Genomic DNA, 13,275 nt, shown 5'->3' with positions numbered 1-13,275 from the left:
ATGCGAATTCGACCCAACACCTTGAGCTTCACGCTTCTTTTGGGGGCACTCTCTGCCCTACCGCCTCTATCAATTGATATGGGGCTACCAGCTTTTCCCACAATCAGCGCAGCTTTGAGGGCATCTTCTGGATCTGTTGGACTAATCCTAAGCTTATTTATGCTTGGGTTTGCTGTTGCCCAGCTGATTTTCGGCCCGCTTTCGGATCGCTATGGACGCAGACCAATCTTGCTTATCGGCTGCGGACTTTTTACCCTAGCAGGTGCAAGCTGTGCTGCTGCGCCATCCATCAATACTCTGATTGCTTGGCGTTTAGTTCAAGGTGCCGGCGCTGGTGCAGGTATGGTGATGACACTGGCGATTGTCCGCGATCTATTTGATGGTTCGGCAGCACGCGCCCAACTCTCCTATGTCAATCTGGTGATGGGCGTAGCACCGATGATTGCACCTACAATCGGTAGTTGGGTGCTGGCAATCGCTGGTTGGCGGACTATCTATGGGACACTGGCTGTAGGAGGGTTTTTACTCTTGCTGTTTGTTGCCCTTGGACTCAGTGAGTCGCTAGCTAACCATGATCTAGATGCGATTAAACCACGTCGGCTGATAAAAAATTATGGGCGCATTCTCAGCAATCGGATTTGTCTCGGCTACGCCCTCGTCAATGCACTAAGCTTTGGGTGCATGTTTACCTATGTTGCGGGATCGCCACTCGTGCTGCTTAATGTATTTAAAGTCCCGACTACAACCTACGGCTGGCTTTTTGCATCGACCGCTTTTGGCATCATGGTAGGCTCATTTCTGAATGGGCATCTGAGTATGCGTGGCGTATCTCCGTCAAGGTTGCTCACCTTTGGGCTGATGAGTGCCGTTGGCTCATCTGTTGCCCTTGCAATGTTGTCAGTGAGTGGTGCTGCACAAGTTACTACGCTAATGCCTCTTCTAGTATTTAACACCTTCTGCCTGGGGATAATCTCCCCCAATGCAATCCAGGGTGCCATTCAGCCTTTGCCAGAGATAGCTGGAGTTGCAGCCGCCACGGTGGGATTTCTGCAAATGTTATGTGGGGCGTTGGCGAGTGGGCTAGTTGCTTTCTTCTATGATGGGCGCACGGTGATCGCCATGTCTAGTTTAATGGCAGTGTTTGCGATCGCCTCCTTCGCCGCTTATTTTGGACTTGCACGCCCTGCCGAGCGTCGCTTTGCTCGGACTCAAGCACTACACAAAATGAAAAATTAGGTATTTGACTAATGACTAATGACTAAAGGGAATTTGATTAACTTTAAGTGGCGGCAACTAATTCTGAGCTTAGGCTGTTTGCTACTGTTCATTGCCTGTAACAATTCTTATCCAAATGATGTTCAACCTCTCAAGGTGGCGACAGATCCCACCTTTATCCCTTTTGAAATCCAAACGGCTAGTAGTCACTTAGAAGGTTTTGATATTGATTTGATGAATGCGATCGCTAAAGTAGCAGGTTTTACAATCCAGTTTGAAAGTCTGCCCTTTGATGGCATGATCTCGACTTTGCAAGCTAAAAGAGTCGATGCAGCAATTAGTGGAATCACGATTACCGCCGAACGTCTGAAAACCATTGCTTTTTCCAGACCTTATTTTAAAGCCGGACTAGCGATCGCTGTTCGCGAAGACAACCAAAATATTAAAGACTTCAATAGTCTCAAAGGTAAAAAAATTGCTGTACAAATTGGTTCAACTGGGGCGGATTTTGCCAAAACCATCCCCAATGCCAAAATTAGTACTTTTAATTCTGGTTCAGAGTTTTTCCAAGACTTGCTCAATGGCAATGTTGATGCTGTGGTTAGCGATGCTTTCGCAACTTTGTATGCGATTAAAAATGGCAAACTCAAAGGCATCAGAGTTGTTGCCGATCTACTCACCCAAGAATACTACGGGATTGCTACACCTAAAGACTCCCCCCATCTGGATGCAATTAACAAAGCTATAGCGACTTTGTTATCCAATGGCACTTACAAGCAAATTTATCAAAAATGGTTTAACACTGAACCTCCACAATTGCCAGACTCTTAGCATGAAGCATAGGGCAATTCAATTTTGGATAATGGAATTGACGATAGCGTAGCGTAAAGCCTGCGGCATGGCAACTCGAAGAAGAGGCTGCGCCAATGCTTAGAGCGAGTCCGCGTACCCCTTCCCTACGGGACGCTCTTGCGTTCGGGGATCTTGCTAGCAAGAGCGTCTTGTAGAGAGCGTCTTTTGGATTAAATTTCAATTCTTTAATCCAAAATCCAAAATCTAAAATCTAAAATTTTTACTCCCCACTCCCCATTCACCCATTTATTAGGAATTGACTGCCAATATATTAAATATTTATCTAATATGCGTCACAATTAATACTGCCACCAAAATTCATTGATAAACTACAATCTCTTGTAGGTCTACTGTGGTCAGGGATAGCCAATTGTGGCACCTTGGATCTTAGTGGCTAGAAGCACCTTGGAACGGGAATTAAGGAACTTCCACTATGCTGATTTGCCCTCAGTGTAAATTTGAAAACCCCAATAGTAACAAATTCTGTCAAAACTGTGGCACGTCCCTGACCCACAAAGTCTGTCCTGAATGCAGTACTGATGTACCTATAAATGCACTACGTTGTCATAACTGTAGCACGGAATGTGGAACAGTGTTTTGGGCAATTATTGCTAAGGAAACGAATGGGGAAGCTTTGGGAGTAGAGAAAAATCAGGGAAAAAAGGGAGATGTGGGAGTAGAGGGAGATGAGGGAGCAATATACTCCTCATCTCCTCTACCCCCTAGCTTTCAGATTGCATTAGGCTCCTATTTAGACTCCCAAGAACGCTATCAATTGTTATATATGCTACCTGGACAAACTGAAACTACCACCATTACTGATGTAGGTGTCAGAGTTCTAGACTGCCAGCCGTATCAAATATCACCCATTGAGGCAATACTAGCAAATCAGCAATCAGATTTGCTAACGCCATCAGTGGAAACAAGTGGAATTCCTCGCCTTGCTAAACTTTATATTGCCTTACAATCCCAAGGTCAGCGGGAGATACCGCCGATTCACGATGCATGGCAGCAGGGGGATATGCAGGTAGTAATAATTGAAGACCGCTCACATTGGCAGCCTTTACTCGAGCGATGGCAAGAAGAAACAACGAGTTCGTTAAAAATTTTACACTGGTGTTATCAAATGACCCAACTTTGGGCAGTATTGGAACCAGTGAATTGTCGTCAAAGCCTTTTAGATTTGTCAAATTTGCGATTGGATGAAGACCAAACTCTGGCACTACAAAGGTTATATGTGGAATCATCAAGTTCTCAGGCTGCTATCAAGTCCCCAGAAGATGCCGAAGCCCAAACATTTGCTATTCCAGAGGAGCCGTTAACTATCCAAGCTTTGGGGCGGGTTTGGCAAGCGCTATTTAGGCAGTCTCAACGGACTCAATTTGGCTCTGTAGTCCAGATGTTGGGGGATTTAGATGTAGGTAAGATTCACACGATCGCACAATTGCGATCGCGTTTAGAGGAAATCTCTGTTGAACTGGAAGCACTAGGAACCGCAACTTTGCCCCCAATAAAGGAGAAAAATACTGCTGTGCCCACTATCCCGCAATCAGATGAGCCAGAAGATATCATTAGCAAAACTGATGATATGGCAACTGTTGTGCTGCCGATGCAGTTAAGTAGCTTAGAAGATGCAGGACGCACAGATGTGGGGCGTCAACGTCATCATAATGAAGACTATTTTGGTATTGAAAGCAAAATTCAGAAGCTGGAGTTGCCTAAAAATCGAGTTCTGGAAGGGCATGGTTTGTATATTCTCTGTGATGGTATGGGTGGACACGCTGGCGGCGAGATAGCCAGTGAGTTAGCAGTCAACACCCTACGGCAATACTTTCAAGAACACTGGATTGCCAACCAACTGCCAACAGAAGATAGCATTCGTGAGGCAGTGTTTTTAGCTAATGAGGCGATTTACAAGCTTAATCAACAAGATGCCCGTTCTGGAGTGGGGCGCATGGGTACAACTCTGGTAATGCTCTTAATTCAAGATACTGAAGCAGCAGTTGCTCATGTGGGAGATAGCCGTCTCTATCGCTTGACGCGCAAGCGGCAACTAGAACAAGTCACAGTAGATCACGAAGTTGGGCAACGGGAAATAACCCGCGGAGTGGAAGCAAGCATAGCTTACGCCCGCCCAGATGCCTACCAACTCACCCAAGCCTTGGGGCCTCGTGACGAAAACTCGATTAATCCTGATGTAGACTTTTTCGAGATCAATGAAGATACTCTTCTGCTGTTGGCATCGGACGGTCTATCAGATAATGATTTAATAGAAACCCATTGGCAGACTCACTTAGAACCCTTACTTAGTTCTAGCGTTAACTTAGAACAGGGTGTTACAGACTTAATTGATTTGGCGAACCAACAGAATGGTCATGACAACATTACTGGTATACTTATTCGGGCAAAAGTACGCCCAAATCTGGAAAGTTAAAAATAAATTGGAATGGGGTATTGGGAATGGGTAATAAAAAGAAAGAACAATCACAAATTCCCAATAGACATATCCGCTAATTCACCTCAAAGCCTTATAAATCAGGGGTTAAAACCTAATACCCAATGCCCAATGCCCAATGCCCAATGCCTGATCCATTTACCTTGTAGGTTGTATTGTGGTTAGTCTGACTCTGTTAGAACCGCAACAGAAAACGCCCCTCCAGCAGTGGAGCTTTGAGAACTCTTCCATAATTCGGATTGGTCGAGCGGCAGATAATCACGTTGTTTTAACTGATAGTTTAGTTTCCCGGCATCATCTAGAACTCAGACAAGTCGATGCCGACAATGGCGGTGGTTGGCGACTGGTTAGTCAGGGTACAAATGGGACTTTCCTCAACGGTGTTCTTGTAATTCAGAGTTCCTTACCAGATAATTCCCTTTTGCAACTGGCACAGGGAGGCCCAATACTGCAATTTCAAATTCAGGAGGTAACAGTGCTGGAAACTGGTGTGCGATCGCAACAAATGCAAGCGACAGAAGAAAACGCCGTTGCAACAGTCTATTCAGCCCAAGCTAGAGCAAATTCATCCTCCATTTGCACGCACGAAGGCAATTCCCCGAACAATCTGTTTTGTATCCACTGCGGTCAACCTCTCTCAGTGCAACAGAAAATTCGCCATTATCAAGTGTTGCAAACTCTCGGACAAGGAGGTATGGGTACTACTTATCTCGCTTGGGATGCGGCTGGTCTTGCGGGTATCCCCCAACTGCTGGTGTTGAAGCAAATGAATGCTGATATGGTGAAAATTGCCAAAGCTCAAGAATTATTTGAGCGGGAGGCGTACACTCTCAAATCCCTTAACCATCCTGGAATTCCCAAGTATTATGACTTTTTTGTCGAAGACGGAAAAAAATACTTGGCAATGGAACTAATCCACGGACAAGATTTAGAGAAACGTATTTTTACTAATGGGCCAGTTACGCCAAGCCAAGCGATCGCTTGGATGATCCAAACCTGCGATATCTTAGACTATCTTCATAGCCAAGAGCCTCCACTGATTCACCGCGATATTAAACCTGCCAATTTAATGGTGCGAAGTTCTTTAAATCGCATAGTATTGCTGGATTTTGGCGCAGTTAAAGAAATTGGCACAGCGCCCGGTACTCGGATTGGTGCAGAAGGTTACTGCGCTCCTGAACAAGAACGAGGACAACCTTTGACTCAATCTGATTTGTATGCAATTGGGCCAACGCTGATTTTTCTGCTCACAAGCGAAAACCCGTTCAAGTATTACCGCCAAAAGGGGCGAAACTTCAGGTTTGATGTCGCAAAGGTTCCCACCATTAGTTCCCAATTAAGAAATGTGATTGATCACGTTACAGAACCATTGCCACGCGATCGCTTCCAAACTGCAAAAAAGTTAGCTGCGGCGTTAGCTGCTTGCCAATAAAAGCACTGGGGACTAGGGACTGAACAAAGGAATAGGGTACAGGTTACAGGGTACAAATTATTCCCTATCACCTGTCACCTCTTTGTTAGTAAAGCAGGCGCGTAAATCCACCTACCATCTCAATTAACAAGACTTGAAACTTAACAAGGGGATTTTGCCCCTTGTATAGTAGACAAACTTCCGCCACAGTGCACTAGTACACCACGGCGTAAATAGAGCAACCATTTAAAATCCCTAAAAAGCCCATTCCATAATACTTTTGACTTTTGAGTTTTGACTTTTGACTTCCGCCTTGCGGTGCTAGTCTCCAATCCCTAATGCCCAATACCTATTCTTCATCCCAAGTTTCTACAGCTAGCAATTCACTAACTGGGTCTTGCATACTAAAGCCAAAGTCAAGCAGTTCCTGTTTCCAGTGCTGCCATTCATTGCCGTAGAGCAAAGCGATTTTCCAGATGCTATCGCTTGGCTTGATAATGTTCGATTCTATGAGTGATTGCACGTTGCGCTGCAATTTCACCATTGGGTGAATCACTTGCTGAGTCATAACCTCGATTGAATTCTGATATTTGTTGGTAAATGCTTAATCAAAACTGCTTCCCATTCTGCAATTGTTGCCGGCCCGTAGAGTGGTGTAATTTGGTAAAGCTAGTCTTAACTTTCTAACTATACCATAACAAACTCTACTAAGTTACTGGTAAATTCGGTTTTGTACGGTAATTACCACCACAAAATCCAATTTCACCAAGCAGTCCTTAAACTTTTTGCAGAAAACAGGCAAAGTTTAAGGACTAAAGGGGTAAGGGATGTTTCTGTTTCCCCTTTTCCCTTTAAACTTTCCCCGTCTTCTTTTTCCTCTTAACCTTTACCCTTTCTCCACTAGAGTGCAACAGTACCTTTTGTAAGAGATATATTGTGGACGCCGAGCAGAATAATTAGTCCTTTGGAAAGTTGCACTAAGTAGTGTGACTGAGGACGAGTGGGAAAATTCTATTTGTTTGAATCACGAAAAATATGTTTGCTTGTTGAAGAACCCATAGGACACGGGCTAGTTTGAAAGTTTTTGACTGACAGGGAAATTTGCAATTGAGTAGAAATGTCTACTCTTTTTATCTATTTAAACGTTATTTAGAATATCGCAAACATCTGGCATTAGGCAGAATCATCGCAAATCTTTATATAATTGTAATGTTTTGCCCAGTGAATAAGACCTGGAGCGTTAGCTCTGTCTAGGCGCAGGAGAGGGTTTTGCTTTGAAGCATAGGGGCGATCGCATGGCAAAATTGTCGGTACAGCATGGGCTTACCATAAAGTTGCCTCGTCTTCAGAGTCAGAATTTGAATTTTGTGTAAAAAATTTCTAGCTAAGATGTTAGTTTCTGTTGAGCAGATGGGTAACCTGATAACGGGAGGGTTGCTGACACCTAACTATTTAGTCCAGCAATAATTGATACATGCCTGGTTCCTGGGAAGAATACTTAATCACCCGCAAAAAGCAGATTGAGCGGCGACAAAAGATTGTCACGATAGTGTCGATGTTCTCGTTTTTTGGATCTACGGTATTTGCAGTCATTCCGGCAATCCAACAGGCTAGCAAACCTAAGCCAGCAATTGCGTCTCCTTCTGCTGAGTCAGTATTACAGCAACAGGCGCGGGGTTACGATCTGATTTTACAACGGGAACCAGAAAACCAAATTGCTTTAGAAAAACTGTCTTTGGTGCGGTTGCAATTGAAAGATGCTAAAGGTGCGATGGAACTATTGGAGAAGCTAGTGAAGTTGCACCCCGAACGGCAAGATTACAAAGTTGTATTAGAGCAGATTAAAAAACAAGAGGGTAATGGTGATCGCCATTAGAGTTGTTTACTCTTTTCAGTAGAAACTTTACTATCTCTTAAATCCCATTAATACAGAAGTTGGTGAATTTGCATTATACTCGGTAGGATTATAAAGTTGTTTTAAATAATTTGAATAAATAGCAAAACCAAAAGAATTAATATTTAGCCAGCAGAAGTTACAAGAGGAATCAAATATGCATATCTCAATTAAATGTAAAGTATGTGAATCTAATTCAATGTTTTTCGCTCAAAGTATTTTATTAAATAAATATACAGTTGATTATTTTCAATGTCCTAATTGTGGTTTTGTTCAAACAGAAGAGCCTTACTGGTTAGCGGAAGCTTATTATGATGCTATAGCAAAAAGCGATGTTGGTTTAGTATTTCGCAATCATTATTGTTCACAAAAAGCATCTCAAATCATTTTTAATCTCTTTGACCATAAGGCTAAATTTTTAGACTACGGTGGCGGCTATGGTCTGTTCGTTAGTATAATGAGAGAATTAGGTTTTGATTTTTATTGGTTTGATCAATTCTGTAATAATTTTTTTGCTCAAGGGTTTGAAATAAACAGAAACGACTATTATGAATTAGTAACTGCTTTTGAAGTTTTTGAACATTTTATAAATCCTATTGAAGAGATAGAAAATATTTTGCGATTTTCTAAAAACATTTTATTTAGTACAGAGATTTTGCCTACAGATAATCCTAAACCTAATGAATGGTGGTATTATGTACCTGCGGAAGGACAGCATGTATCAATATATACAATTAAATCTTTATTAATAATTGCAGAAAAGTACAATTTGAACTTTTATTCGAGTAATACATCTAATAATGGTATATCTTTACACTTATTGACAGAAAAAAAACTAGCACCTGATGTTTTTAAGAACTTGTGTCACAGTCAGCCTGAGAAAATAAAAAAAGTATCTTTAGTGAATAAGGGAACGCAGATTAAAATAGCGTTAGATATTTCAGTACTAGGTTTAGGAACTGTATTAGAAACTGCTAAAACTGGAGTTTTTAGAGTAACAGAGCATCTTTTAAAAGGATTAATAAACTCCCCTGATTGTTGTATCTATTTTTGTATAAGTATACCTGATTTGTTTGATGCTTGTCAAACTTATATAAATCAAAATCTTGAGTATAAAAATCTTCCTTTATTTCACCTGTCAGAACTAAAATATCAAAATATAGATATTTATCACTCTACTTATTATCCTTTGCCCAAAAATATTTACTTTGCTACAAGAATTATCACAGTTTATGATTTAATTCCTATTCTTTTTCCAGAGTATTTTAATCATAATTCAGAGCATATGGTTAAAAATACTATAGATCAAATAGATAAGAATGATTTTGTGTGCTGTATTTCGGAATCAACAAAACAAGATATTTGTACATATCAACAAAATCTTAATGAAAAGCAAGTATTTGTTACACATTTAGCTGCTGATAAAGAAAAATTTTATCCTTGCAATAATCAGGAATTAATTATCAAAACAAAACAAAAATATAAAATATCAGAGCAGCCTTATGTTTTAACTTTATCAACCTTAGAGCCAAGAAAAAATATAGCTCATGTTATCCGTTCTTTTTTTAGATTAATTAAAAACCAGCATATTGATGATCTTAATCTAGTGTTGATAGGTACAAAAGGATGGCAATATGAAGAAATTTTTGCAGAAATAGATAGAGTTAAAGAATTAGAAAACCGAATTATTATTACTGGTTATGTTCCCGATGAAGATTTAGCTCCTTTGTATTCAGGTGCATTAGCATTCATATATGTATCTTTATATGAAGGTTTTGGCTTACCACCATTAGAAGCAATGCAATGTGGAACTCCAATAATAACCTCTAATACTTCTTCCTTACCTGAAGTTGTTGAAGATGCCGGAATTATGCTTGATCCTAATGATGAAATAGGGCTTTGCGATGCCATATTTAAGCTATATTGCGAACCCGAATATCGAGAAAATTTAGCTAACAAATCTCTTCAGCAGGCTCAAAAATTTAGCTGGGATAAATATATTCAAGAAACTATCAAAATTTACAAGTTAGCTAAAGAAAAAACAGAAACTTTACCTCATCGTAATATTTTAATTGATGGTGTCTTTTTCCAACTCTATAAAACAGGAATTGCTAGAGTTTGGCGAAGTCTGCTAGAACAATGGGCAAATAGTAATTTTGCTAATTATATTTTAGTCTTAGATAGAGCCAATACTGCACCCAAAATTAATGGTATTCGTTATCTCACAATTCCCGCCTACGACTATAACAATACCGAAGCTGATAAACAGATGCTTCAACAAATATGTGAGGATGAAGAAGCGGAATTATTTATATCTTCCTATTACACCACGCCCATTGACACCCTTTCCGTATTTATGGCATATGACATGATTCCTGAAGTATTAGGAGGAAACTTAAATGAACCTATGTGGCGTGAAAAGCACAATAGTATTAAACATGCCTCTGCTTTTATTGCCATTTCTGAAAATACAGCTAAAGACTTAAGTAAATGTTTCCCTAAGATACCCTTAGAATTAATTACAGTGGCTCATTGTGGAGTAAATTCTCTCTTCTCTTCAGCTTCTGTAGATGAAATTAAAGATTTTAAATATAAATATGGCATTGATAAACCATACTTCCTGTTGGTTGGCACGGGATCTGGTTACAAGAATGGTATTTTATTCTTACAAGCTTTCTCAAAACTAGCCAGTAGATACGGATTTGATATTATTTTTACTGGTATTGGTGGAATGTTAGCGCCAGAGTTAAGAACATATACATTAGGTATTACTATACATCTTCTCCAACTTAGTGATGAAGAATTAGTCTTAGCTTATTCTGGTGCTATGGCGTTAGTTTATCCTTCTAAATATGAAGGTTTTGGAATGCCTATATTAGAAGCAATGGCTTGTGGCTGTCCTGTTATTACCTGTCCTAATTCTTCAATCCCAGAAGTAGCAGGAGACGCAGCTATTTATATTCAAGATGATGATGTAAATGCACTAGCAAATGCCCTCTGTGAGGTGCAAAAGCCTAGTATTCGTCACTCTTTAATTACTGCGGGTTTGGCACAAGCGGAAAAGTTCTCATGGACAAAAATGGCGCAAACGGTAAGTTCTGCCTTGATTGATGCTACTCTTCTATCTTTAAATATTAATGAGATTAATTTAATTATTTTCCCAGATTGGTCGCAACCAGAAGAGTTGGTTGGTTTAGAATTGGAACGAGTGATGAAGACGGTAGCAACTCATATGGATAGTGAAAAAACTACCCTACTTATTAACACTGGAGATATTGCTGTTGAGGATGCTGAACTGTTTTTATCTAGTGTGGTTATGAATCTTTTGGTACAGGAAGATTTAGATGTTACCGAAAGATTAGAAATTTCTTTAGTGGAAAAGTTGGCTGATATTCAGTGGGAAGCCTTGCTACCTCGTATACATGCAAGAATTGTTTTGGAATACGAAGATAAAAACGCGTTGAGTCAAGCAAAAGCAGAAACTCTCACATCTTACGAAATAGAAGTTTTTAGAGAAGCACAAGCTGAACAGTTTTTTTTTGCTTGAGCAATAAATTCTTCAGTGAGGGAAGATGGCAAGAAGCGATTGCGCAATATCAAAAATTCCTAGAATGCCAATCAGGTGATGCAGAAATTTATTGGAATTTAAGCTATTGCTATAGACAGTTAAATCGGCTAGATGAATATTTTAGTACTCTCCAGCAAGGAATTCAACTTTACCCTACAGATGGAAGACTACATTTTTCATTAATCATCGATTTGCGCCAAAATGGACGTATTCAAGAAGCAATTTTAAATTCAGATAATGCTGCTAAATTCTTACCTGATGATTATACTTTTCAAATTCTCAAATATTTAACAGTTCCATTAATATATGAGAATCAGAGTGAAATTAACTTTTATCGCCAACGCTACACTCAAGGATTGCGAGATTTAATTGAGCAAACATCTATTAAAACTACAAAAGAGCAACATAGTGCTTTAGCCGGTATAGGTCGCCTCACAAATTTTTACCTATCATATCAAGCACAAAATGATATAGATTTGCAACGCCAATATGGAAAGCTAGTACATGAAATTATGGCAGCTAACTATCCACAATGGGTCGTTCCTTTATCTATACCTAAGCTTCAGCTTAATAACAAAATTCGGATTGGTTACGTTTCCCATTACCTGCATTCTTATAGTGGAACGCTTTGGTTAACTGGGTGGTTACGTTACTGCGATCGCTCAAGCTTTGAAATCTATTGTTACTACATAGGAAATGAGCCAGATCCAATTACCCAACAGTTTCAACAGTACAGTGATATTTTCCACCATATTCCTGATAATTTCTCAGCAGCCTGTGAACAGATAATTGCTGATAAGCTGCACATTTTAGTTTTTCCTGAAATTGGGATGAATCCGCAAACTATGCAAATGGCAGGTCTGCGGCTTGCGCCTATACAATGTACGGCTTGGGGACATCCGGTGACAACTGGCTTACCCACAATTGATTACTTTTTATCTAGCAAGTTAATGGAACCTGAAAATGCCCAAGAACATTATTCAGAAATATTAATTCGCTTGCCTAATATTGGCGTTTCTTATCCTAAACCATATATTCCACCAGTTATCAAAACCCGCTCAGATTTTCAGCTACCAGATGATGCAGTCATTTATTTATGCTGCCAAGCTCCTTTCAAATATCTACCGCAATATGATTTTATTTTTGCAGAAATTGCTCATCGCGTTCCGCAAGCTAAATTTGTGTTTTTGCGTGGTACTTTACTTCAGCCACGCCTGAAGCGTGCTTTTGCTGCTATCGGTTTGAACAGCGAGGATTACTGTGTATTTATTAGTATTCCAGAGCGACTGGACTATCTAATGATTAACTTACTTTCAGATGTTTATTTAGATACATTCACCTGGTCTGGTGGTAATACTACCTTAGAAGCGATCGCTTGTAATCTCCCCATTGTTACCTGTCCGGGAGAATTTATGCGGGGTCGTCATTCTGACAGCTTCCTGAAAATGCTAGGAGTGACAGATACCATAGCTGAAAACGAAGCAGAATATATCGAAATTGCTGTCAAATTAGGACTAGACCCGGCTTGGCGAGGCACTATTGCGGAAAGAATGAACCAAAATCACGATCATCTCTTTGATGATAAAACCTGTGTCGTAGGTTTAGAAGCGTTCTATAAACAAGTTTGTAGTTAGCACTTCAGTGCTTAAATTTGTAATTACAGAGGAGGACTTTAGTCCTCACTACGGACTTAAGAATTTATACATGGGTTGTTTTGCCTGTAGCGCTTCTCAGTTGAGTCCAATACAGACCTAACCCCCAGCCCCTTCCCTACAAGGGAAGGGGAGTAAGATTCAAAGCCTCTCTCCGTTTCGGGGAGAGGTTTGGAGAGGGGTTTTTTAGTATACTTTAAGACTTGACAAACATCCTCTAAAGAGCCA

The 13,275-nt window shown here is 40.2% G+C and carries 8 protein-coding genes; 7 read left to right on the top strand and 1 reads right to left on the bottom strand.

Annotated elements, in window-relative coordinates; translation table 11 throughout:
- The 4 genes from Q0541_RS32210 to Q0541_RS32195 all read left to right on the top strand — a co-directional run bounded on the left by Q0541_RS32210 (position 1) and on the right by Q0541_RS32195 (position 5,954).
- Entirely contained in the window at positions 1–1,236 is a 1,236-nt protein-coding gene (locus tag Q0541_RS32210; RefSeq protein ID WP_298920720.1) for a multidrug effflux MFS transporter, read from the top strand.
- A gap of 18 nt (positions 1,237–1,254) precedes the next feature.
- Entirely contained in the window at positions 1,255–2,046 is a 792-nt protein-coding gene (locus Q0541_RS32205; RefSeq protein WP_298920718.1) for a basic amino acid ABC transporter substrate-binding protein, read from the top strand.
- Between the two features lie 454 nt (positions 2,047–2,500).
- Positions 2,501–4,501: a serine/threonine phosphatase gene (locus Q0541_RS32200; RefSeq protein ID WP_298920716.1), complete on the top strand. Its 2,001-nt coding sequence runs from the start codon at positions 2,501–2,503 to the stop codon at positions 4,499–4,501.
- A 178-nt stretch (positions 4,502–4,679) separates the two neighbouring features.
- Positions 4,680–5,954, top strand: a complete 1,275-nt coding sequence (locus tag Q0541_RS32195) for a protein kinase (protein ID WP_298920713.1) — start codon at positions 4,680–4,682, stop codon at positions 5,952–5,954.
- A gap of 328 nt (positions 5,955–6,282) precedes the next feature.
- On the opposite strand, the gene Q0541_RS32190 is transcribed toward Q0541_RS32195, so the two are convergent.
- On the bottom strand, positions 6,283–6,501 hold the full coding sequence (locus Q0541_RS32190) for a DUF4327 family protein (RefSeq protein WP_012407469.1): 219 nt from the start codon (positions 6,499–6,501) through the stop codon (positions 6,283–6,285).
- 906 nt (positions 6,502–7,407) lie between these two features.
- On the opposite strand from Q0541_RS32190, the gene Q0541_RS32185 reads away from it, so the two are divergent.
- The 3 genes from Q0541_RS32185 (at position 7,408) to Q0541_RS32175 (ending at position 13,029) form a co-directional block, all read left to right on the top strand.
- A complete protein-coding gene (locus Q0541_RS32185) occupies positions 7,408–7,809 on the top strand; it encodes a tetratricopeptide repeat protein (protein ID WP_298920705.1) in 402 nt (133 codons plus the stop codon).
- A 175-nt stretch (positions 7,810–7,984) separates the two neighbouring features.
- The gene (locus Q0541_RS32180) at positions 7,985–11,374 is read left to right on the top strand and encodes a glycosyltransferase (protein WP_298920702.1); all 3,390 of its coding nucleotides are present in this window, start codon (positions 7,985–7,987) and stop codon (positions 11,372–11,374) included.
- Positions 11,371–13,029 (top strand): O-linked N-acetylglucosamine transferase, SPINDLY family protein, encoded by a 1,659-nt coding sequence (locus Q0541_RS32175; protein WP_298920700.1) that lies wholly within the window; start codon positions 11,371–11,373, stop codon positions 13,027–13,029. Before Q0541_RS32180 ends, Q0541_RS32175 begins: the two co-directional genes overlap by 4 nt.
- Positions 13,030–13,275 lie beyond the last annotated feature (246 nt).

This window comes from uncultured Nostoc sp., assembly GCF_937863485.1.
Lineage (GTDB): Bacteria > Cyanobacteriota > Cyanobacteriia > Cyanobacteriales > Nostocaceae > Nostoc.
This window is presented reverse-complemented; position numbering and strand designations above follow the sequence as displayed.